The 22,928-nt window shown below is 45.8% G+C and carries 25 protein-coding genes and 1 tRNA gene; 18 read left to right on the plus strand and 8 right to left on the minus strand.

What is annotated here, in order from left to right; genetic code table 11:
* Positions 1–52: 52 nt before the first annotated feature.
* The gene (locus tag IRE19_RS03195; protein ID WP_203339315.1) at positions 53–643 is read right to left on the minus strand and encodes a CYTH domain-containing protein; all 591 of its coding nucleotides are present in this window, start codon (positions 641–643) and stop codon (positions 53–55) included.
* 105 nt (positions 644–748) lie between these two features.
* On the opposite strand from IRE19_RS03195, the gene IRE19_RS03200 reads away from it, so the two are divergent.
* Genes IRE19_RS03200 through IRE19_RS03215 form a run of 4 tightly spaced genes read left to right on the plus strand, consistent with a single transcriptional unit; the run spans position 749 to position 3,528 of the window.
* A complete protein-coding gene (locus IRE19_RS03200; RefSeq protein WP_238943043.1) occupies positions 749–1,144 on the plus strand; it encodes a UPF0738 family protein in 396 nt (131 codons plus the stop codon).
* Positions 1,145–1,166: 22 nt separating this feature from the next.
* A complete protein-coding gene (gene yjbM / locus IRE19_RS03205) occupies positions 1,167–1,844 on the plus strand; it encodes a GTP diphosphokinase (RefSeq protein ID WP_203339317.1) in 678 nt (225 codons plus the stop codon).
* Entirely contained in the window at positions 1,841–2,647 is an 807-nt protein-coding gene (locus tag IRE19_RS03210; protein ID WP_191713883.1) for an NAD kinase, read from the plus strand. Before yjbM ends, IRE19_RS03210 begins: the two co-directional genes overlap by 4 nt.
* Positions 2,648–2,652: 5 nt before the next feature.
* A complete protein-coding gene (locus tag IRE19_RS03215) occupies positions 2,653–3,528 on the plus strand; it encodes an RluA family pseudouridine synthase (RefSeq protein ID WP_203339699.1) in 876 nt (291 codons plus the stop codon).
* Here the strand turns inward: IRE19_RS03215 and prpE are convergent.
* The gene (gene prpE, locus IRE19_RS03220; protein WP_203339318.1) at positions 3,525–4,262 is read right to left on the minus strand and encodes a bis(5'-nucleosyl)-tetraphosphatase PrpE; all 738 of its coding nucleotides are present in this window, start codon (positions 4,260–4,262) and stop codon (positions 3,525–3,527) included. The two genes, IRE19_RS03215 and prpE, sit on opposite strands and share 4 nt — an antisense overlap.
* Before the next feature lie 101 nt (positions 4,263–4,363).
* On the opposite strand from prpE, the gene mgtE reads away from it, so the two are divergent.
* On the plus strand, positions 4,364–5,734 hold the full coding sequence (gene mgtE, locus IRE19_RS03225; protein WP_203339319.1) for a magnesium transporter: 1,371 nt from the start codon (positions 4,364–4,366) through the stop codon (positions 5,732–5,734).
* Between the two features lie 79 nt (positions 5,735–5,813).
* The gene (gene fabI, locus IRE19_RS03230; RefSeq protein WP_191713886.1) at positions 5,814–6,584 is read left to right on the plus strand and encodes an enoyl-ACP reductase FabI; all 771 of its coding nucleotides are present in this window, start codon (positions 5,814–5,816) and stop codon (positions 6,582–6,584) included.
* Positions 6,585–6,648: 64 nt separating this feature from the next.
* On the opposite strand, the gene IRE19_RS03235 is transcribed toward fabI, so the two are convergent.
* The 3 genes from IRE19_RS03235 to IRE19_RS03245 all read right to left on the minus strand — a co-directional run bounded on the left by IRE19_RS03235 (position 6,649) and on the right by IRE19_RS03245 (position 8,394).
* Entirely contained in the window at positions 6,649–7,080 is a 432-nt protein-coding gene (locus IRE19_RS03235; RefSeq protein ID WP_191713887.1) for a GNAT family N-acetyltransferase, read from the minus strand.
* Positions 7,081–7,599, minus strand: a complete 519-nt coding sequence (locus tag IRE19_RS03240; RefSeq protein ID WP_203339320.1) for a YjcG family protein — start codon at positions 7,597–7,599, stop codon at positions 7,081–7,083.
* Between the two features lie 72 nt (positions 7,600–7,671).
* A complete protein-coding gene (locus IRE19_RS03245) occupies positions 7,672–8,394 on the minus strand; it encodes an alpha/beta hydrolase (protein WP_203339321.1) in 723 nt (240 codons plus the stop codon).
* A 105-nt stretch (positions 8,395–8,499) separates the two neighbouring features.
* On the opposite strand from IRE19_RS03245, the gene IRE19_RS03250 reads away from it, so the two are divergent.
* From IRE19_RS03250 to IRE19_RS03275, 6 genes are all read left to right on the plus strand, one after another.
* Positions 8,500–9,084: a phosphatidylglycerophosphatase A family protein gene (locus IRE19_RS03250; RefSeq protein ID WP_203339322.1), complete on the plus strand. Its 585-nt coding sequence runs from the start codon at positions 8,500–8,502 to the stop codon at positions 9,082–9,084.
* A 127-nt stretch (positions 9,085–9,211) separates the two neighbouring features.
* Positions 9,212–10,195 carry a TAXI family TRAP transporter solute-binding subunit gene (locus IRE19_RS03255; RefSeq protein ID WP_203339323.1) on the plus strand — a complete coding sequence of 328 codons (984 nt, stop codon included), beginning with the start codon at positions 9,212–9,214 and terminating at the stop codon, positions 10,193–10,195.
* Between the two features lie 78 nt (positions 10,196–10,273).
* A complete protein-coding gene (locus IRE19_RS03260) occupies positions 10,274–10,798 on the plus strand; it encodes a DUF1850 domain-containing protein (protein WP_203339324.1) in 525 nt (174 codons plus the stop codon).
* Positions 10,788–12,821, plus strand: a complete 2,034-nt coding sequence (locus IRE19_RS03265; protein ID WP_191713893.1) for a TRAP transporter permease — start codon at positions 10,788–10,790, stop codon at positions 12,819–12,821. The genes IRE19_RS03260 and IRE19_RS03265 overlap by 11 nt, the downstream gene beginning before the upstream one ends.
* A gap of 484 nt (positions 12,822–13,305) precedes the next feature.
* Positions 13,306–14,565: a Y-family DNA polymerase gene (locus tag IRE19_RS03270; RefSeq protein ID WP_203339325.1), complete on the plus strand. Its 1,260-nt coding sequence runs from the start codon at positions 13,306–13,308 to the stop codon at positions 14,563–14,565.
* Positions 14,566–14,575: 10 nt separating this feature from the next.
* Positions 14,576–14,938 carry a YolD-like family protein gene (locus IRE19_RS03275; protein ID WP_203339326.1) on the plus strand — a complete coding sequence of 121 codons (363 nt, stop codon included), beginning with the start codon at positions 14,576–14,578 and terminating at the stop codon, positions 14,936–14,938.
* A 281-nt stretch (positions 14,939–15,219) separates the two neighbouring features.
* Here IRE19_RS03275 and IRE19_RS03280 read toward each other — a convergent pair.
* From IRE19_RS03280 to IRE19_RS03290, 3 genes are all read right to left on the minus strand, one after another.
* Positions 15,220–15,292, minus strand: a tRNA-Val gene (locus IRE19_RS03280).
* Between the two features lie 184 nt (positions 15,293–15,476).
* Positions 15,477–16,208, minus strand: coding sequence for a thermonuclease family protein (locus IRE19_RS03285; RefSeq protein WP_203339327.1), 732 nt, complete (start codon positions 16,206–16,208; stop codon positions 15,477–15,479).
* Between the two features lie 192 nt (positions 16,209–16,400).
* A complete protein-coding gene (locus tag IRE19_RS03290) occupies positions 16,401–16,544 on the minus strand; it encodes a hypothetical protein (protein WP_191713897.1) in 144 nt (47 codons plus the stop codon).
* Between the two features lie 115 nt (positions 16,545–16,659).
* Here IRE19_RS03290 and IRE19_RS03295 point away from each other — a divergent pair, with 115 nt between their 5' ends.
* The 6 genes from IRE19_RS03295 to IRE19_RS03320 all read left to right on the plus strand — a co-directional run bounded on the left by IRE19_RS03295 (position 16,660) and on the right by IRE19_RS03320 (position 22,885).
* Entirely contained in the window at positions 16,660–17,583 is a 924-nt protein-coding gene (locus IRE19_RS03295; protein WP_203339328.1) for a Gfo/Idh/MocA family protein, read from the plus strand.
* Between the two features lie 64 nt (positions 17,584–17,647).
* Positions 17,648–19,036, plus strand: coding sequence for an aldehyde dehydrogenase (locus IRE19_RS03300; protein WP_203339329.1), 1,389 nt, complete (start codon positions 17,648–17,650; stop codon positions 19,034–19,036).
* Between the two features lie 334 nt (positions 19,037–19,370).
* Complete coding sequence (locus IRE19_RS03305; protein WP_203339330.1) at positions 19,371–20,069, plus strand: response regulator; 699 nt, start codon at positions 19,371–19,373, stop codon at positions 20,067–20,069.
* Positions 20,053–21,423 (plus strand): sensor histidine kinase, encoded by a 1,371-nt coding sequence (locus IRE19_RS03310; protein WP_203339331.1) that lies wholly within the window; start codon positions 20,053–20,055, stop codon positions 21,421–21,423. Before IRE19_RS03305 ends, IRE19_RS03310 begins: the two co-directional genes overlap by 17 nt.
* A complete protein-coding gene (locus IRE19_RS03315) occupies positions 21,423–22,124 on the plus strand; it encodes a PepSY domain-containing protein (RefSeq protein ID WP_203339332.1) in 702 nt (233 codons plus the stop codon). Before IRE19_RS03310 ends, IRE19_RS03315 begins: the two co-directional genes overlap by 1 nt.
* A 110-nt stretch (positions 22,125–22,234) precedes the next feature.
* On the plus strand, positions 22,235–22,885 hold the full coding sequence (locus IRE19_RS03320; protein WP_203339333.1) for a PepSY domain-containing protein: 651 nt from the start codon (positions 22,235–22,237) through the stop codon (positions 22,883–22,885).
* The last annotated feature ends 43 nt before the right edge of the window (positions 22,886–22,928 follow it).

The following is a 22,928-nucleotide window of genomic DNA, read 5'->3' on the forward strand; positions in this document are numbered from 1 at the left end:
AAATATCTCAAACAAATCGATTGAACAGTTGGGAAAAATTAGGCAATAAAATTTAATTGTCAACAGAACGGATAGAAGCAGAATTCATGAAACGGGCGATTTTTTTATCGGCCGGGCGCTGTGGAATGTCTTGCTGCTGCAGGAAATCCAAGAAGCGTTTTTGGCCATTTTCAGCATCAGCTACTTCGAATTCCAATTCAAAATCTTCATGGCCGTTGTACTCGGAATGGTCAATCACCAGGAGCCCATCCAGATAGTCGAATTCTGCACGATGAGTGGTCAATGTGCCGATCGATTCTAATTGCGCCAATGGAATATCGAGCTCCTGCAGGGCAAGCGAAACTTCAGGTGCTTCAAAAGTCTTTAATTCCAGCATGCGGCGCGCTTGTTCTCTGGTCAATTTATCAGTGATTTCGTAATGTCCGACTGGCGCCGGAATCTTTAACGTACATTCGAAGCGCCCCTGTTTATTGCGGATGCGAAGAGCGCCGAGCTTGTGCTTCAATTGAAAGTCGGGCGTGTCAAAATAATGGTTGTGCTGGGTTTTAGGCCCGTTGTGGAAAGCAGAAAAATCCTTCAGTAAACGCATGTATTCTTCTTTAGTGAGCATGTTTTTAAATTCGATTTCAAGTTCTTTTGTCATAAGATGCACCTCTCTAGTAACTTCATTATCGGATAGTTTAGCGCAAACTGCAACGAATGGCAGAGCTGTGTTAAAATATCATTATCAGGAAGCCAGAGAGGATGTATGAATTTGCATAAATTAGTAGCTGTATCTAGGACTGAAATTACCGACAATGAAATAGAATTCATTATTGAAGAAACAGAACCTGTCGAAGCAATTGAAGCTTCTGGCCAAATGCTGACAGATTCCGACAACCAGGCGTTTGTCTACTTGTTGGATACGGGTACTGACTATATATACGTTCAATTTGATATACATACATGGCCGGCGTTGACCAAAGCGCTCCAGCTTAAAAACGTCCCCCTTTTAACATGGGGCAAGCAAGTTATGCCTTTGGCTAATTTCCACGACGAACTATGGATGCTGGTGGAGAATATAGAAGGCAATGACAATTATGGTGAAGCGTTCCGCATCGCTGTTGAACAGGCATTTCATGAGGCACTTGCTTCAAGATCTTAGAGAGAAGTGAGGAGGACCGGAAATGGGTCAATGGAATCGATTTTTAGCACCGTATAAACAAGCCGTAGATGAATTAAAAGTAAAATTTAAAGGAATGCGCAGCCAATTTGAAAATGGCAATACAAATTCACCAATCGAGTTTGTTACAGGCCGAGTCAAGCCTCTAGCGAGTATCTATGACAAGACACTGGAAAAAGGCATCCCGTTCGAGCCTTCTGAACAATTGGCCCACCAGTTGCAGGACATTGCCGGAATCCGGATGATGTGCCAGTTTGTCGGAGACATCGAAACGGTAGTCAGCCTGCTCAGGCAACGCAAGGATCTGCGCTTCGTTGAAGAAAAAGATTATATTTCCAATGAAAAGCAAAGCGGTTACCGCTCTTACCATGTCATCGTGGAATACCCGGTCCAGACCATTGATGGTGAACAACTGATTTTGGCGGAAATCCAGATACGTACTTTAGCGATGAATTTTTGGGCCTCGATTGAGCATTCCTTGAATTACAAGTATAAAGGTGTTTTTCCGGAAGAAATCAAGAACCGCTTGCAGCGAGCGGCGGAAGCCGCGTTCCAATTGGACGAGGAAATGTCGCAGATCCGGGATGAAATTCAGGAAGCCCAAGCTTATTTTACTGAATTTAAGGAATCGCCCGGAACCCATTTCCGAACCGACAGAGAAGGAGGTCGATCAGAACGATGAAATTTTACATTATATCGAGAACGGACAAATTATCCAATGAATTGATGGCCACTGCAAAGAATTACCTGGAGGATTTTGGGATGGAATGGAACGAAGAGGCACCGGATGTTGTCTTGTCGATTGGCGGAGACGGTACGCTTCTTCACGCCTTCCATAAATACAGTGAGAAACTGGCGGATGTAGCTTTTGTCGGGATACATACGGGCCATCTTGGTTTTTATGCCGACTGGAAGCCGATTGAAATCGAAAAATTGGTTTTATCAATTGCTAAAAAAGATTATGAAGTGATCGAATATCCATTGCTTGAGGTTAGCATCCACTATCAGAACCTCGATGAACCGGCTGTTTATCTGGCGTTGAACGAGTCGACTGTAAAATCTCCGGATGTCACATTGGTGATGGATGTCTTTTTGAATGAAAGCCATTTTGAACGTTTCAGAGGAGACGGCCTGTGCATGTCGACGCCTTCTGGCAGTACTGCCTACAACAAAGCGCTTGGCGGGGCGATCATCCATCCGTCCTTGCAGGCGATGCAATTGACGGAGATGGCCTCCATCAATAACCGGGTTTTCCGCACAGTCGGTTCACCATTGGTTTTGCCTGCGCATCACAGATGTGCGTTGCGCCCGGTCAAGGCGCCGGATTTCATGGTGACAGTTGACCATCTGCAATTGCTTCACAAAGATGTAAAATCAATCGAATACAAAGTGGCCAGCGAAAAAGTCCGTTTTGCCAGATTCCGTTCATTCCCGTTCTGGCAGCGTGTCCACGACTCATTCATTGACAGCGAGCTTTCAGATTGAACGCCATGAGACCTTTTCAACTGACGTATACTGCTGAAAACCAAAGCCTGTTGCGTGAAGCATTGGGAGAATGGGGCATCTCAAAACGAACGTTGGCTTCCGTCAAGTACGGCGGCGGACAAATTTTAGTGAATGGTGCAGAGGTAACGGTCAGGCATCCCCTTAAAAAAGGCGATGCAGTGACCGTTATTTTTCCGAACGAAGAACACGGCAAGGGCCTGCTGGCAGAAGACGGGAACCTGGATATTGTCTACGAGGATGATGCTTTGCTGATTGTCGAGAAACCGCCTTTGCAGAATACGATTCCTTCCCGAGAGCATCCTTTTGGAAGCCTGGCCAATATTGTAGCCAAGCACTTTAATGACAACGGAATCCCTTCGACCTTGCACATTGCCACACGTCTGGACCGGGATACGTCCGGCCTCGTCTGTATTGCGAAAAACCGCCACATCCATCACATGATCTCCATGCAACAGCAGGAGAAAAAGATGAAGCGGCGGTATGAGGCCTTGGTTCATGGTCTGGTGGAAAAGGACGAATTTACAATAACGGCTCCGATTGGACGGAAAAATACAAGCATCATTGAACGGGAAGTCCGTGAAGACGGGCAATTTGCGGAAACCGAAGTACGGGTGCTTAAAAGGATTCGGGATTATTCGCATATCAGTCTCCAGTTGAATACAGGAAGGACTCATCAGATCCGTGTGCATTTAGCCCATATCGGCCACCCTTTAGTTGGAGATGATTTGTACGGCGGCAAAAGGGAACGGTTGGACCGCCAGGCGCTTCACTGTACGGAATTGGAATTGATCCATCCGGTTTCCGGAGAAAAATTGTTTTTCAGTTCTTCGTTGAATAGAGACATGCAGGCATTGGTTTAATTGTAGATGTGAAAACGGTCGGGTTGGTAGGGCTGCTGAGAAGGAACGGAGACGATTTCTTTTTCGGGATAACGGAAAGCTGTTAAAGCGCCGCCAAACACACAGCCGGTATCGATATTAACGGTCCGGTTGATGAAATAAGGTTCAGCGGTCGGCGTATGGCCATAGACCACCCACTTCGTTCCTTTGTATGTTTTAGCCCAGTCGCGCCGGACAGGGCGGCCATCGGCATGGAATCTGCCTGTAATGTCACCGTATAGCACAAAAACCGCGATGCCTTTGCTCAGCGGCTTGCCGATCATTTCAGCCTTTAAACCAGCGTGGGCGACAATCAAATCATCTTCAAGCTGCTGATAATGAGGAAGCTGCTCATAGAAATGAATATAGCGTTTCCGGAACTGCTGCCTTTCCTGTTTGGGCAACTGTTCCCATTCGGCGACAGTCATTTCCAGTCCATGGGCAAGCTGAACATTATGCCCTTTGAAAAAACGGAAAAGTTTATTGCAATGATTTCCAGGGGAATAGTAAAGGATGCCTTCATCCTGCATGGCGAACAGTAGGCGCAGGACATTCAACGACTCTGGTCCACGGTCCATCGCATCACCGACAAACGCCAGCTTTCTGTTTTCAGGATGGGTGAATACATCGCCCTGTTTCTGGTAACCTAAGCGTTCGACGAGCTGCAATAGTTCTTGGTAGCAGCCATGGATGTCACCGATGATATCGTATTTCAAGTAAACCACCTCTTTAATGAAAAATTTACTATACAGTTCTATAGTGAAGCGTATAGACTACTATAGCAAGCAGACACAATCCTCGAAAGGAGGGAGTATACATGATGGAAGAAAAAGTTATACGTGATGAGGAAATGAACGATGCATTGTTCAATGAATTGCTTATCCGCGGAGATGTTAAAGAATTCCGTGATGAGTTTTTATCGCACCATCCATACGACCAGGCAAGTTTTTATGAAAAGGCGGATTCCGCCACTAGGCAAGTGCTGTATCAGTATCTCTCTCCTAAAGAGATGGCAGATCTCTTTGAAGCAATCGAAGTGGACGATGATGATTACGAAGATTTGTTCCGCGAGATGGATGCCAGTTACGCCGCTGATCTCTTGTCCTATATGTACACGGATGACGCGGTCGATGTCTTAAACGAATTGAATAAAGAACAAGTCGCCAGTTACTTGACGATTATGGACAAAGACTCGGCGCAGCAAATTAAAGACTTGCTGCATTATGAGGAATATACTGCAGGTTCCATTATGACGACGGAGTTTGTGGCTATCCCGAAAAACTCCACTGTCCGTTCCGCGATGAACATTCTTCGCAATGCCGCTCCGAATGCGGAAACCATCTATTATGTGTTTGTGGTAGATGATGATCAAAAACTTTCAGGCATCGTGACCTTGCGTGATTTGATTCTGGCGGAAGAAGATACCTTGATCAGCTCCATCATGAATGACCGGGTCGTCAGTGTTTCGGTCAGCGAAGACCAGGAAGAAGTGGCACGGATGATTAAAGATTACGATTTCCTGGCTTTGCCGGTTGTCGATTATCAACATCACCTGCTCGGCATCATCACTGTCGATGACATCATTGACGTGCTGGAAGAAGAAGCATCAGATGACTACTCCAAACTGGCCGCTGTCTCGGATATGGACACGTTTGACAAAGGATCCTTTACCGCGGCTAAAAAACGGCTGCCTTGGTTGATTTTATTGACGTTCCTTGGAATGTTGACGGCCAACCTCATGGGCATGTTCGAAGCGACATTGGATCAGGTAGCATTGCTTGCTGTCTTTATTCCGCTTATTGCGGGAATGGCAGGAAACAGCGGAACTCAAGCTTTGGCCGTAGCAGTGCGGGGGATTGCGACAGGAGACATCGAAGAAGAAAGCAAGATCAAGCTGTTGTTCCGGGAAGCCGGCACAGGTCTGATTACAGGCGTGGTCTGTGGCATCGTAGTGGTAGGCTTAGTGTACTTCTGGAAAGGTGAATTGCTGATCGGTGTATTGGTCGGAACCGCTGTTTCCAGCTCTATTTTTGTGGCGACTCTTGCAGGTTCGTTCATTCCATTATTGATTCACCGGATGAAGATTGATCCGGCTGTCGCTTCAGGACCCTTTATCACTACTTTAAATGACATCATTTCCATTTTGATTTATTTAGGTTTAGCGACAACGTTCCTGGGCAGCCTCTAGAAAAGTGCGAATTGCACTTTTCTTTTTTGTGATGTATTATTAGTACCAGGTAATAATAACAGATGCAGGAGGAATGGACATGTCAATATCATTAGAAGGAAAGACTTTTGTCATTATGGGAGTAGCCAACAAGCGGAGCATCGCTTGGGGAATCGCACGTTCGTTGGATCAATCGGGAGCTAACCTGATTTTCACTTATGCAGGTGAGCGCTTTGAAAAATCTGTGCGTGATTTGGTGGCTACGTTGGATGGCAACCACGAACTGATTTTGCCATGTGACGTGACAAATGACGAAGCTGTAGCAGAATGCTTTACGGCCATTAAAGAACAGGTAGGCACCATCCATGGACTTGCGCATTGCATCGCTTTCGCGAAGAACGAGGAACTGGCAGGAGATTTTTCGGATACGTCAAGAGACGGATTCTTGCTGGCTCAAAACATCAGTGCATACTCATTGACCAATATTGCCAAAAACGCCAAGCCATTGATGGCTGAAGGCGGAAGCATTGTAGCTTTGACATACATCGGCGGCGAGCGCGTTATGCCGAATTACAATGTCATGGGCGTTGCAAAAGCTTCTCTTGAAATGTCTGTGCGTTATTTAGCAGCAGATCTAGGGCGTCATGGCATTCGTGTCAATGCGATTTCTTCAGGTCCGATTCGTACACTTTCTTCTAAAGGAGTCAGTGATTTCAATTCGATTTTGCATGAAATCGAAGAAAAAGCGCCACTGCGCCGCAACACTACACCGGAAGAAGTGGGCGATACAGCAGCATTCCTCTTCAGCGACATGTCTCGCGGGATTACAGGAGAAACCATCCATGTAGACAGCGGATACCATATCCTTTAAAGAACACAAAAAAACAGGGCGACCAGATTAGCGGTCGTCCTGTTTTTTCATGTCTGCAAAACCATCAGTTAACGACTTTTTCCATCGATTTGTGAGGGATTCCCGCATCCATGAATTCTTCTGATGTCACTTCATAGCCGATATTTTCATAAAAGGAGATAGCGTGGGTCTGGGCATTCAATTTAAGTCTGAAAATCCCGTTTGTCCGTGCATACTCTTCCATCTCGTTCATCATCATGACACCGATATGCTGTCCACGGTACTCGGGGAGAACACATACCCGTTCGACTTTGCCGAGGCCAGCTTCTACTTCCCGCATCCGTCCGGCAGCAATCGGCTGTTCAAGCTGATAGCCGACAAAATGAATGGCACTGTCATCGTATTCATCCATTTCAAGATGAACCGGAACTTTCTGCTCTTCCACAAAAACTTTTCTGCGGATATCAAAGGCCTGTTCTTTTTCCAATTGGTTTTCGGTTATTTTTACTTTCAGCACTTATTGATCATCTCCAGTTAATCGGAATGTCTCGTAGACCGTCCATGAACCATCTTCCAATTGATAAAGTAAATGAATGCGGTCAATAATTTCTTCGTGGTCGATGCCTGCCATCTTCAATTGGGCGAAAACATCGGCATGTTCGGTATCAGACAATTTCTGTCCAATCGTAACATGCGGCACGAAAGAATGCTTCGGCATACCGCCAAAGAAATCGGAATGTAAGTCTTCATGCAACGCTGAGATATCAGCATTCGGTTCCACTTTGAAATACAAAGTATTGGTGACTGGAGAAAACGTGCTGACACGCGTCGCGTGCAATTTAAACGGTTTATGGCGTTTTGCGATGTTCTGCATTTCTGCCGCAACATCTTTTATTTTTGATGCGTCCGCCTCAAATGGATCTTTTAATGTCATGTGAGGGGTGATCAGTTCATAATGCGGATCATAGCGTTTTCTGTATGAGTTTGCGATATCCTGCAATTTTTTTGAAGGAAAAGCTGCTACTCCATATTTCATCCTAATGACCTCCTTGTCTGTAATGACCATTTCTCTGAATGCCGCCAGTTAGTCCTGGCGCCTCATCAGCTTCTACATACCGAAGTTCTGAATCAATGCACGCCGCAAATCTGGCTGCCAATGCTTCCAAGTATGGTCTCCATCAAATTCTTCATAAAAGATCGAAAACCCTTTATTTTTCATTAAATTATTTAATTTCCGGTTAGGTTCAACAAAATCTTCTGTTCCGCCATTGCTCAGTTTGACTGCTGTTTCTTCTTTTCCGATGACGTGGTAAACGGTGAAAGAATTGGCTGAATTAAAGGCTTCGACTGTTTTCAGCATGTCTTCGCCGACTTTTGGCGACTGCAGAATGACGCGGCCGAATATATTCGGGTATTTCAAAGCTGCCATCAGCGATACTGTTGCAGCCAGCGAATCCCCAATCAATGCACGGCCCATGCCGACTTGATAGGTCGGGTATTTTTCATCCAGGAAAGGCACCAGTTCATGTGCTAAAAAGCGCACGTATGCACCATGCTGTTCACCGGTCGGTTCGTATTTTTTATTGCGGTCGGACACGCTCTTATAAGGAACGCCGACCACGATGATATTTTCGATTTCCTGATTCGCCAATAACTCATCTACGACACGCGGAATCCGCCCTAATTGAAAATAATCCTTGCCATCTGAAGCGATGACCAATGTGTATTTGTACAAGGGTGAAAAATTGGAAGGAAGGTAGACAAGCAATTGCATGTCTTCTTGAAGTTCCTTGCTGTAAATGGATAAATCTTCTACCTTTCCAGTAGTCATTTATATGCCTCCTCTAGTGGTTTGTAAGAAAATTGTACCATACTGGATGGACAAGGTATAATGGGAAAAGAACACCAAGACTATAGAAGGAAGGGGTTTTTGATTATGGATGGCGGAAGATTTCGAGTACATTCGGACGAAGTGACGAAAGCGACGCACGAGGCGTTGGAGCGAAGAGGCGTCACCAATGAAGACATAGCTAAAATCGTTTTGGATATGCAGTTGCCTTTCAATGAAGGACTGACAATTGAGCATTGCATGGAATCCGTTGAAAGTGTTTTGCGCAAACGTGAAATGCAGCACGCCCTGCTCGTGGGAATTGAGTTGGATGAATTGGCAGAACAAGGGAAGTTATCCCGTCCACTCCAGCAGATCGTGGGAGCAGACGAAGGGCTTTTCGGAGTCGATGAAATGATCGGTTTAGGTGCAGTATTGACTTATGGAAGCATCGCTGTAACCACATTCGGCCATTTGGACAAAAACAAAACTGGAATTATCCATAAGCTTGATACGAAATATGGCGGCCAAGTCCACACATTCCTGGATGACCTGGTAGCAAGTGTTGCGGCATGTGCATCGGCACGGATTGCCCACAGGACACGTGACCTTGAAGAACAAGGGCGGACTTTTGAAGATTTGCCGCCGGAAGAAACAGCTCCTGAAACTCATGTAGAAGGTGCTGAAAATTGATTCGAGTTTTCTAAATCTTCTCTATGTAAGCGGTTGTATTTCCTGAAATGCATTGAAAGTAGTAAGAAAGACATGCTATTATGAAAAGGAAACAAAAAATAAGAATTGAGCAAAGGGAGGTCACTTTATGTTGAAGAAGAAATTTGGTTTATTTGCTGCAGTAACTCTTGCAGGATCTGTATTTTTGGCAGGCTGTGGAGATGACGCAGCAACAGAAACCGAAGGAGAAGGCGGTGGCGGGGCTTCAGATCCCGAATTCCTCAGCATCTTGACGGGCGGAACAACAGGAACATACTATCCGCTTGGTGGCGCGATGGCTACGATCGTTGAAAATGAAACGGGCTTGGACACGACTGCTGAAGTTTCCCAGGCTTCCGCTGCAAACATGACTGCACTTGCTGATGGAGCGGCGCAGATTGCGTTTGTTCAAACGGATACAGCCTTCTACGCAGCTGAAGGATCGAACATGTTCGAAGGGGAAAAGATTGATACCGTTTCCGCTATCGGTGCGCTTTACCCGGAAACCATCCAATTGGTCACAACTTCAAATTCAGGAATTGCTTCTTTTGATGACTTGGCTGGGAAGAAAATCTCTGTAGGTGCCCCTGGATCTGGGACTTATATTAATGCTGAACAATTACTGGAAATCCATGGCATGACGATGGAAGACATCGATGCTCAAAATCTTGATTTTGGGGAATCACAAGAAAGCCTGCAGTCAGGACAAATTGATGCGGCATTCATCACTGCCGGGACACCGACAGGCGCTGTTGAAAGCCTTAGCGCAACTTCAGACGTAGTGATTGTACCTGTCGAACAGGATAAAGCGGATGCATTGATCGAAAAATATCCTTACTATGCAAATGATGTTGTACCATCCGGCACTTACGGATTGACTGAAGAAGTTCCGACTGTTTCTGTATTGGCTATGTTAGTGGTACAAAACGAACTTTCAGAAGACTTGGTGTACGACATCACTAAAGCGATCTATGAAAACACAGATCAAATCCAGCACGCTAAAGCGGAATTGATCAAAGCTGAAACGGCTCTTGATGGAATCGGAATCGATATCCATCCTGGAGCACAGAAGTATTTCGACGAAGCAAAGTAATTGAATGAGCGAACAACTGACGGTAAAGCGAAAGCTCTGCCGTCAGTTCTTTGTTTTAAAGATGGAGGAGAATGGACGATGCAGTTTCCCCGGATACAGAAGTTTCTTCCGTTAATGATTGCCCTCATCTTAATCAGCTCCTTGATCGCATTCACCCCATTCCAGAAGAATTATGTGTTTACCGATAACGAGACTGAAAAAATAACGGCTTATGTGCCGGTCAAAAGCCGGTTTTTCCAATTGATCTATACCCATTCGATCCATTTGTCAGAAGTCATTGAAAGTTATAAAGTGATCGAGGATAACGCTTTAATGATGACAGAGCTTGAATATGAAGATTTTAATATCGGCATGCCCTCAAATGCAGGAGAAGGCGAGACCTTTGTCGAAAAGGACGGTAAATACTTTATCAAGAATATGACAAGGGAACTGCCCGAATTTCGGCTGTTCGTCGGAGATGTGGATGCCGGTTTATCATTCAGAACAAAAGGACAGAAGATTGATTTGAAAAAAACGCTTGAAAGAGGGAAGTCGTATACTTTTAGGGTAGAACGCTTATCCCTGTTTCAACTAAGACAAGGAGTGAGAATTGATGAGCGATAAATTGTCTCCAGAAGAACGCGAACAGCAAAAGCTTCCGCCGGAAGATGAATCTTACATCTCGGAAGAAAAACAGAAGGAAATTCTACAGAAATACGATCCTGAATCCAATACGCGGGATTTAAGCGGAATCATTAAGCATGTGGTCTTTTTCGGGTTATTAGCTTTTTCTTTATTCCAGCTTTATACCGCTATTTTCGGGCAATATACCGCTTATATTCAGCGGTCTGTCCACTTAGGGTTTGCATTATCTTTGATCTTCATATTATTCCCGGCCAGAAAGCGCAAAGGAATCCGGCATAAAGTGGCCTGGTATGATTATATTCTGGCGCTGCTTTCAATTGGCGTAGCTGCCTACTGGCCAATCATGTATGATGATTTGGTGTTCCGTCTCGGACGGGTCACTGAATTGGATTTGATTGTCGGGATTTTAGCGATCCTGCTGACGCTTGAAGCAACCCGGCGGGCCGTGGGTATGCCGATTACCGTCATTGCCAGTTTATTCTTGGCCTATGCCTTTTTCGGGCCTTACTTCCCGAGCTTCCTGCGCCATAGAGGACAGGATCTGGATTCGATCGTCCAGCTCATGTTCTATACCACAGATGGCATACTGGGAACGCCAATCAGCGTTTCAGCCACCTTTATCTTTACGTTCCTGTTGTTCGGGTCGTTCCTGGTGAAGACCGGGGTCGGACAGTATTTCAATGATCTGGCTGTATCCTTGGCCGGTCATTTGACTGGGGGGCCTGCGAAAGTGGCCATCTTCTCCAGTGCGTTGCAGGGGACCATTTCCGGGAGTTCTGTGGCCAACGTAGTAACTTCAGGTTCCTATACTATTCCGATGATGAAAAAACTGGGATATAAGAAGGAATTTGCCGGAGGCGTAGAGGCAGCAGCTTCGACAGGCGGACAATTGATGCCGCCGATCATGGGTGCTGCAGCCTTCCTGATGGTGGAGTTTATCGGAGGAGTTACCTACTGGGAAATTGCGAAAGCAGCTGCAATACCGGCTCTTTTGTATTTCACAGGAGTTTGGATCATGACTCATTTTGAAGCCAAGCGGATTGGACTGAAAGGCCTTTCGCCTGAAGAAATGCCAAACCGCAAGGAAGTTTTGAAAAAGATTTATCTCTTGCTGCCGATTATCGCCATCATCGTTTTCTTGTTGATCGGCATTCCAACCATGCAGGCAGCACTTTACGGGATTCTGTTGACGATTTTCGTCAGTGCTTTTAATAAAGAAACACGCTTGAACTTCAAAGATATCATTTTAGCGCTTGTTGATGGGGCACGAACGGCTTTAGCTGTTGCAGCGGCAACAGCCGCCGCCGGAATCATCGTCGGCGTCGTTGTGAAGACCGGCCTTGGCCTGAGTCTGGCAAATGGGCTGGTTTCAGCTTCAGGAGGAAATATCCTGCTGACCTTGTTCTTCACCATGCTGGCAGCGATTGTTCTCGGAATGGGGTCACCGACAACTGCCAATTATGTCATCACCTCTACGATAGCGGCACCAGCCATTATCACGTTGTTGATGATGGATGAGCCGGTTGGAGCGGCAGTACCGCTGGTGGTCGCTTTATCTGCCCATCTATTCGTGTTCTACTTCGGGATCATTGCCGATATTACACCGCCTGTTGCGCTTGCAGCATTTGCAGCTTCAGGGATTTCAGGTGGCGAACCGATCAAGACTGGTTTTATTGCAGCCAAATTGGCGGCCGCGGCGTTTATCATTCCGTATATGTTTGTGTTGTCACCCGCTCTGCTGATGATCGATACCACTTGGCCTGAGCTGATCTGGGTACTGATTACAGCATTGACAGGGATGATTGCCATCGGAGCAGGATTGATCGGTTATTGGTACCGCAAGCTGAACTGGCTTGAACGCATCCTGGCATTCGCAACCGGATTAGCTTTGATTTATCCGGAGGGCTTGTCTGATACGATTGGTGCCATTGCCTTTGTTATTCTATTTGGAATCCAGTGGCTGGCGCGCGATAAAAAGCCTGCCAAAACTGTAGAAGCATAATAAACTATGAAAAAACCGGTCGGGCTGATGCCTGGCCGGTTTTCTTTTAGCTGAAAAAACGAAAAAAGCCATCACCCGAAGGCGATGACTTTTTCAAAGCAAACTTTGTTCCTAAAGCTTGCAGTGGGTTTGGCACCCATTGATTCCTGCAAATCGGGAACAGCAATTTCCAACTGTTTTCCGGTGCGCTGATAAGAATGATGGATGTCAAATCTTTTACTGCACTTATCATAATACGCATACCGGCAAATGTAAAGTTGTTAGAAAATTGAATGATCCATAAGGCGGGGCATTCAATTTTTTTAAATCTTTTTTTATAGTTGAAGCATAGGATCTGTTGGATTTTCTTTAGAATATCGCTTCTGCTATGCAGTCCAGAGCCAGTGAACCGCATGGCAGAAGTTTATTTTTTTAAAAAGGATTGCCGTTACGATCATCGTGGTATAGAATAAGAACATACGTTCCCTTTCGAGAGGTGAGAGTGATGAAAGCACTTGAATTGCCAGAACGTCATATCTTTTGTATTGATATGTGCAGTTTCTATGCCAGCGTCTCGGCGGTAGAACTGGGACTCGATCCGTTGGAAGTTTGTCTTGCAGTGGTGGGAAACCAGGAACGGAAAGGAAGTGTGGTTTTAGCGGCATCACCTATGATGAAAAAGCGTTTTAGTGTGAGAACCGGCACACGGCTTTTTGAAATTCCGAACCATCCGGATATTTTGCTGATTGAGCCTAAAATGAAGCTTTATTTGGAAAAATCGATGGCTATTACTGAGCTGTTGGGCAGCTACGTGCCAAAAGAATCGATTCATGTTTACAGTGTAGACGAGAGTTTTATTGAACTGACAGGGACAGAGAAGTTGTGGGGGCCTCCTGAACAGACAATGCGCCGCATCCAACAGAAATTGCTGGACTGTTTCAAACTGCCTTCTTCGGTGGGGGGAGGGCCAAATATGCTGCTGGCAAAGTTGGCTCTCGATTTGGAGGCGAAAGAAACGGGTTTTGCCAATTGGACATATGCCGATGTGCCAAAAAAGTTATGGCCAGTAGCGCCTCTCAGTAAAATGTGGGGCATCGGCTCTCGGATGGAAAAGACCTTAAACAGCATGGGGATTTTTTGTATTGGAGATTTGGCCTGTACAGATGTCTCGCTTTTGGAGGAGCGCTTTGGGATTATGGGCAATCAACTCCACCAACACGCCAATGGCATCGACTTGTCGGATTTAGGCGCGCCTTTGGTGGAGGGACAGGTCAGTTACGGAAAAGGACAGATTTTATATCGCGATTACATAGAAGAAAAAGACATCATGACGATTATTCTGGAAATGTGTGAAGATGTTGGGATGCGTACGCGTAAAGCTCGCCGCATGGGGCGGACAATTCACTTGAGTGTTGTTTACAGCAAGTCCGTATTCGGCGGCGGATTCTCCCGTTCGCGCTCTATTGACGAAGCAACGAATGATACGCTGAAAATTTATCGCGTCTGCCAGGAGATTTTTCATGAGCATTTCCAACATAAACCGGTTCGCCAGATTTCATTGTCCATCAGCAATCTGGAAGAAGAGGCGTCGATGCAGTTAAGTCTGTTCGATGAAAGGAAGTTTGAAAACAGGCGCTTAGGGAGTGCCATGGATGCCATCCGGAAAAAGTATGGCTATTCGGCTATCTACCGGGGCATCTCGGGCACACAGGCGGGCACCGCCATAGCGCGGACAAAATTGATCGGCGGACACAACAAAGAATAGGGGTGGTCCGATGAAACGCAATAAGTATTTAAAGACAGTCGGCGATATTAAAGATCGCGGAAACATTAAATGGACAGCCTTGATGCTGCCAGAACATGTCGAAATGATCCGGGAATGGTACGAGAAAGACGAACAAGTGCCAAAACCCGAGTTGAACGGAGACGACTTGCAGCTGATTCAGGAAGAGATGGAGATTGCGCTGAAACGGCAATGCGAAGTTCTCATCCGCTGCTGGAAAGATGGTGCCATCGAGGCACACAGGGGGAAGATTAAAAGCATTGATGGGAAAACTCGAATGCTGATTTATGAGGATCCATTCAAGCAACGCAGACTGCCCGTGGATGAAATCGTGTCGATTGTGATGGTGGATTAAACCAGCAGGCATGGCCTAAAAAAGTGACAAAAAAGGATGATAAAATGAAGCGGATGAATTTGTATTTTTTTGGTGAAGAGCACATAAGTTTTCAAGATGGCTTTTATTTTTACGGGATGAACTTACTGGGGATCGCCTTGCTGTTTTTGATGCAGTTTTGATGTTGAAGATAAAGATGAATAGGATTTCAAATTTGGTGCGGGAGCTTTATGCATCCCGTTTTTTGTGATACAAAAAAACCGCGCAGCCTAAATGGCTGTGCGGTTCTTCATCATACTATATGATTCCTACTGGGCTCGAACCAGCGACCTCTACCCTGTCAAGGTAGCGCTCTCCCAGCTGAGCTAAGGAATCTCAATTTCCAGGACAAATATAAGTATAGCTTGTCCACGGAAAAAGTCAATAGTTTTTGGAGAAGAAAAATAAGCGCTGTATTTCCCTTTATCCGTCCCGCCCGGAGCACTGTCAGGGCATGCGGAAATACGCTGTATTTCATCGACGACACAGCCGGAAGAAAGCCTCTTAAAGAACTGCTGTCCTACTGTCCAACTCCTCTAAAACCGGCGTCTTGCGCTTCTTGTTCTGTACAGAACCATTCTTCGGGATTGGTTTGTTCATAAGAAGAATCACTCGGCATGTGATAGATTTTATTGCCGTTGCGGTTGATATTTCCTTTGATTTCACAATCGCCGGCTATTGGCTCTTCAGTGGAGGAACGGGCATTTCCGGAAGATTCCTGTCCAAATGCTTCTGAATTGAAGCCCCGGTCGGTGGAATAGTTTTCGTATTGCCAAATCCCTGCTTCCTCGTCCTTGGCAATTTGCTCCGCTTTTTCAAAATCATCCAGGTAACGGGTATTTGGAGGGAAGACATAGGCAACCCGGGCCAGTCCAGACTCCAGCATCTGTTCCTGAACACTTTCGCCATCGACGTAGATATAAGCCAGCAAGCGGTCATAATCGTCAAAACGGTCGCCGACGTCAAACTCGATCGAGACATCGCCTGATTCGATCAGCCGTTTGTTTTCTTTTGTCGCTTCTTTGCCAAGAGGCTGTTCACCCAGGCGCGGGTGATTGGTTTCCGGCGTATCCATCAATAAGTAACGGACAGTGACTTCTTCGCCTTCATAAATGATTTTTATGGTATCGCCATCAATGACCTGCGTCACTTCCACATCGATCCGGTCGGTTGTGCCGGATGTATCAGTCGATTCCAGCATGCCGCATCCTGAAAGAAAGAATAAGGCCATCAGCATAAGTTTTAGTTTCATAGGATCCCTGCTTTCGTTTCCATTATTATATGGATAATTAGGCTTTCTGGCAATGCGATAGCGGTTTGCGGATTTGGGTTCAGTTATAACTGTCCTGGAGATCCGCATAATAAAACGCCTCAATCAATTGTAAATTGAATAAGGCGTTTTCTATGTATTGCAGCGGCAAAAGTCGTGTGTAAGTTTCAGCAATTAAAAAGCTGACTCCGTCTGATTTGAAGTTTCTTCATAGTATAAAATAGATTCTTCCGTAACGCTTTCTAACTTTTCTTTATTGACGCCTACTTCTAATTGTCCTGTGAAAATAGGCTCCCACCAATTCGTTTGTTCATTCATGTTGTTTCCTCCTCAGGATGTAATGGTATTGTTTGACTATTCTATACCCCTAAAGGTTACACTGATAAACACAGGGCATAAAAAAGCCGAAAGGCCATAAAAGGGGAGATTTTTTATGATTTCAATTGGCATCATTGGAACAGGAATTGTTGGTGAACGCATCATCAAACAGCTTCAGCAGGAAAAACAAGTGGAAATAAAAATGGTCTATGACCAGCAGGCAGAACGCCTCGAAGAAATCAGCGAAGCCTATGGAATCCCTGCAGCAAGATCAGTAGAGGACGTATTGCATTCAGAGGTCAATTGGGTATACATTGCGACACCGCCCGCCTTTCATTCGGAAATCGCTGAACTGGCAGCCAGTGCGGGAATCAATATCCTCTGCGAAAAACCATTGGCTCATGACGTGGACGATGGAGAAGCGATGGTCAAGTCTGTTGCTGACAATCGTGTGCACACGGCAATGCATTTTCCATTGATGTACAGACCGGAAATCCGTGAAATGGCCAAGCGCATCAAGAGCGGACAGATTGGAAAAGTCTTGCGGATTGAGCTCCAGACCTTTTTCCCGGATTGGCCGAGGCTGTGGCAACAAAATCCATGGATAGCTTCAAGAAGCCAGGGAGGCTTTGTCCGTGAAGTCTTTCCCCATTATTTTCAATTGATGAACCGTCTTTTTGGTGAGTTGTCGTTTACTTCCCACCACATCACCTATCCGGAAGACGATGAAAAATGCGAAACAGGATTGATTGCACATGGCTTGACTCAGGATCAGACTCCATTTCTGCTGACGGGCATCAGCGGCATCGGGCAACAAGAAAACTTGCAGTTTAAAGTTTATGGCGAAACAGGGGTTCTGACACTGGAGAATTGGTCAGATCTTTATGAAGAGAAAAAAGGGGAAGAGCGGCAATTGATCAGTGGATTTGAAAATGTCCCGTCGCTTTTCGAAGAAATGAACAATCAATCAACTCTTTTGGTTGATTTTGAAGAAGGCCTGGTCATCCAACGCTATATCGATTATTTGTTGACTGAATAAGTGTTCATTTTTTGAATTCAAGAACTCCATTGGTATAATGAAAAGACTTGAAGGAGGTTGGAAAATGAATTTTACAGCAAATGACGTAGAACAGATGATTGAAGAACAACGTGATTATTATTATACGGGCGCCACAAAATCAACGGACTTTCGGATTGAACAATTGCATCGCTTGAAAAGCGTAATCCAATCCCATGAAACCGACGTAATTGAAGCTTTGAAGAAAGACCTGGGCAAAAGTGAATTTGAAGCATATGCAACCGAAGTAGGCTTTGTGCTCGACAGCATCGGCAGCATGGCGAAAAATTTGGAAGACTGGATGAAGCCTGAACAAGTCAAGACGCCGATTCATCTTCAGCCGTCGAAAAGCTTTGTCATCCGTGAACCATACGGCTCTGTCCTGATTATCGGTCCTTTCAACTATCCGTTCCAATTGGTGATGGAGCCATTGATCGGGGCTATTATCGGCGGAAACTGTGCAGTGGTCAAGCCATCTGAAGCAACGCCTCATGTGGCGAAAATCATCCGCACCATTATTGAAGAAACGTTTCCCACCTATTACATTCGTGTGGTTGAAGGCGAACGTGAAGAAGTGACGGCGCTGATCCATGCTTCATTCGATTATATTTTCTTCACGGGCAGCGTCAATGTCGGGAAAGTCATCATGAAAGCGGCATCGGAACGATTGACTCCCATAACTTTGGAGCTTGGCGGCAAAAGCCCGGCGATTGTGGACCAGACGGCGAACTTGGACCTGGCTGCCAAACGGATTGTCTGGGGGAAACTAATGAACACAGGCCAAACGTGTGTAGCGCCTGATTATATTTGCGTGCACGAATCGATTAAAGATGAATTCCTGAAAAAATTGACGAAAACGATACAGAAATTCTACGGGAAAGACGCCCAGCAGAGCAAAGATTACGGACGCATCGTCAACACCCAGCATTTTGACCGCTTAGCGGACATTGTGAATAAGGAAGCTGACCACGTCATTTACGGCGGCAAAATGGACCGCGATGATTTGTATATCGAACCGGTTCTTCTGGACAATGTCAATTGGGACAGCCCGTCGATGGAAGATGAAATTTTCGGACCGGTTTTGCCGATCATCACATATACGGATCTTCCGTTGCTGTTGCGCCAAATCCGTAAATTGCCGAAACCTTTGTCGGCATACTTGTTCTCTGAAAACGATCGTGCTGTCCGGTTCTTCCTTGATCAATTGCCATTTGGGGGTGGCTGCATCAATGATACGGTATCTCACGTGGGCAGCTCGTACTTGCCATTCGGCGGCATCGGTACATCGGGAGTCAATTCCTATCATGGAAAATCCAGTTTTGAAACCTTTACGCATGCCAAATCGATTCTCAAGAAATCAACTAAATTATCAACGAACCTGGTCTTCCCGCCTTATAAAAACAAAGCGAAGTGGATCAAGACAGTATTGAAATAAGCGGCCTTCAGGTCGCTTATTTCTTTTTTGTCTACTTGCTTGCGCTTTTCGTGATATCCAGACTCCAACAGCCAGCCCCTCGAGTCGCTTCAGCCTTCCCGACAATGGCAAAGAACGCCATTACCGGGAAGGCTTCCAGCGCTTGTCAGGGCTAAACGACTGCTTGCGCTTTTCTTGATGTCCAGACTCCAGTGCCCAGCTCTTTGGGTCATAAGCCAGCCCAGCTGCGTGGCAAAGAACGCCACACTGCTATTCCGTCTTATGCCCGGCAGAGCTACATGGGCACTTGCGCTTTTCTTAAATCTGCTATTATAAGTATCAAGAGGTGATTGCAGTGGCAGAACGCATTTTAATTGTGGAAGATGAGAAAAGCATTGCACGTGTATTGGAATTGGAATTGAAATTTGAAGGATATGAAACAGGGGTTGCCCATACAGGATCAGAAGGATTGATTCAATTTCGGGAACAGGACTGGGATTTGGTGCTGCTCGATTTGATGTTGCCGGAAATTCATGGACTGGATGTCTTAAAACGAATCCGTTCTTCTGATGCAACGATTCCGGTTATTTTATTGACGGCTAAAAACGATGTGAAAGATAAAGTGGCCGGATTGGATTTAGGGGCAAATGATTATGTGACCAAACCTTTTGAAATAGAAGAATTGTTGGCCCGGATCCGTGCTTGCTTGCGCTTGGTGAATGGCAACGGCAATTCTTCACTCCATCGTTTCCAGGAGCTGGAGATGAATGAAAGCACACGTGACGTCAGACGTAACGGCCGTGCCATCGAATTGACGCCGAGGGAATTTGATCTTTTGCTGTATCTGATTAAAAATCCACAGCAGGTGCTCAGCCGCGAACAAGTGTTGAATGCAGTGTGGGGCTATGATTATTACGGCGACACCAACGTCATTGATGTCTATATCCGTTACTTGCGGAAGAAAGTGGACGCTGGTGAAAACTCGACTTACATCCAGACGGTTCGCGGAGTCGGCTATGTCTTGAAGGAGCAAGGCCATGAAGCTGAAAAATAAAATCCACATTTCCTCCACTTTACTGATGCTGGTTATTTTACTGGTGCTGGCTTTTGTCATTTATTTTTCGTTCAGCCAATTGACGTATTCATCGGAAGTCAATCAACTGCAGTCGGAAACAAACGCTCTTGTGGCGAAGTTCAATGAAACTGAAACAACAGATCCGAGCAATGTACTGCGAGCGTATGTGCCTGTCAACGGACTTGTGAAGGTCACAGTTCCAGAAGGCAAGCAGCCTTCACCTATTCAATCTCCGACAGTGACTGTGAAACTTCCTGCAGAGTTGGAAGGCCAGTCCGGAACAGTGAAAGTGGATGACGAGCGCTTTGCGTATGTAAAAGCGCCGATTATCTGGACAGATGGCCAAGTGGCGGAAGTGACGGTCGCGCAGTCATTGCGGGAAACGACCAATAACTTGAATACGCTTCGTTTAGTTTTGATTGCGGGAACTTTGCTGGCGATGATTCCAGTTGTCATTTCCAGTGTCGTTCTGGGGAAAATCGTGACACAGCCAATCACCAACTTAACGAATACCATGACACGCATCCAGCGCAATGGCCAGTTTGAAAGACTTCCGATAGAAGGGAAGTCTCAGGATGAATTGACGCAGATGGGCAATACCTTCAATGAAATGATGAGTCTATTGGAAGAAAACTATTCCAAGCAGGAAGAGTTTGTTTCGAATGCATCGCATGAACTGAAGACACCGCTGACAGTCATCGGAAGTTACGCCAAGCTGCTGCAGCGGCAGGGCATGCAGGATGAAAAAATTGCGGAAGAAAGTGTGGCCGCCATCCGTGCAGAAACCGATCGCATGAAGGCGTTGATCGAGCAATTGCTGCACATTGCCCGCCGAAGCGAATCCCAGGTGGAGTGGACACAGGTGGATGCACTTGACCTATTGGAGCAGACCGTCACTGCCATGAACACTTCCTACGACCGTGAATTCAAGTTGATCACAAGTGAGCAGTCTCTGCCAGTCGTCACCGATATCGCGAAATTTAAGCAATTGCTGTATATCCTGTTGGACAATGCCCGAAAATACAGCTCGGAAAAAGTAGAAGTGGTGGCCAGAAAGAACGGTGACACCATCATCCAGGTTCGCGACACGGGAATCGGCATTCCAAAAGAAGCTGTGCCCTATGTCTTTGAACGTTTTTACCGAGTCGATAAAGCCAGAAACCGTGAAACTGGCGGGTTTGGTTTAGGGCTCTCGTTAGCGAAGCAACTAGCCGATTCCTTGAAAGTCCGAATCGAGCTGGAAAGCATTGAACAGCTTGGTACGACAGTATCCATCATTTTCTCAGAGAATTTTAATGTTGATGAAGTACACTCGAAGCAGGAGGGATTGTGATGCGAAAATGGATTTTGATGGCGTCAGCGACAATCTTGTTTGGAGTAGGGGTTTTGGCTTTTCTTCTGTTTCCTCGTTCTGGACCTGATATTTCAGCAAAGCAGGCCAATGAAACCGTAATCAGCCTGTACGGGGGGAAAGTGGAACAGACTATAGAAGAAGGCGATGCTTACCGGGTCGAATTCGTGCGGCCGGATGGACGTTATCTGGCTTTGGTCAACCGTCAGAACGGGCAAGTGGAGACCATGGAATTGCTTAATAAAACAGAAACAGTTAAGGAATTGACGGAACAACAAGCACAGGAAATGGCGTTGAAGAATGCTTCGGGTACGATTGACGACATCAACTATAACAAAGAGCGCAATGAATACGAGGTCAAGGTAAAGGAAGAAACCCAAGTTTCGACGGTCATCTTATCTGCGGAAACAGGAGAGGTACGGAAAATCAGCCAGGAGCCGATTAAAGCGGCACCGCCTGCAGAAGAACCGGAAGCCGAACCTGAAAGAATCATTACAAGAGACGCCGCGATCAAACTGGCTAAAAAAACATTGACCGGCGAAGTGCAAGAAGCTGAGTTTGTAGAAACTGGAGACGGCGGATACTACTTGGTTGAAATTGAGAATGAACAAACTGACCAGGAAGCAACAATCCAGATTCATGCGATCCGCGGGGATACCATGACCGTTGAGTGGGACGATTGACTCTGAGAACACTATCATGGATTTCTCATCAAATTCTCATAAACCCTTAATCTTCTGCTCAGAACAGAAGGTTATTGTAAGAGTAACAACAAATGAGGAGGAGAAATTACATGAAGAAATTAATTTACATTCCAGTCGCAGCAGGGGTTTTAGCTTTTGGGGGCATCGTTTTGGCTAACTCGGAAACGCCGGCAGCCAATCCGGCAGCCAAAACGGTGACCAACGAAGTGCAGAAATTATCAACACCTGAAGAAATGCTCAGCTTTGAAGAAATCTCAGCAAAAGCATTGGAGTTGGCAAATGGACGCATTACTGATATCGAGTTGGACAAAGATGACCGTAGAGCTCATTACGAAGTGGATGTCGACTTTGAAGGGTATGAATATGATTTTGAATTCGACGCCTACACAGGAGAAGTGCTGGAACATAAACGCGAAAAAGACAGAAATGATGATGTAAAGCAATCCAGCACAGCAGTTTCACCGGCAAGCACAAAGACAGCAGACAGCAAATCAGTCAATCAGGCAGTTTCAAACAAAGACTTGATCGGTTCGGATAAAGCGATTGAATCGGCTTTGGCGGTCGTAAGCGGGACTGTGGAAGGATTTGAACTCGAAACGGATGACGGATTTGCTTATTACGAAATCGAAATCAAAGATGGACGCTCAGAACATGACGTCGACGTCAATGCAAAAGACGGTTCTATCCTGAAAGTCGATTCGGATTTTGATGATGATGATGACGATGACGACTGGGATTGATTACAGCATGCATCTGAATAACCGGCTCGAATAGAAAAGACAG

It is taken from the genome of Planococcus beijingensis (assembly GCF_016820615.1).
Lineage (GTDB): Bacteria > Bacillota > Bacilli > Bacillales_A > Planococcaceae > Planococcus > Planococcus notacanthi.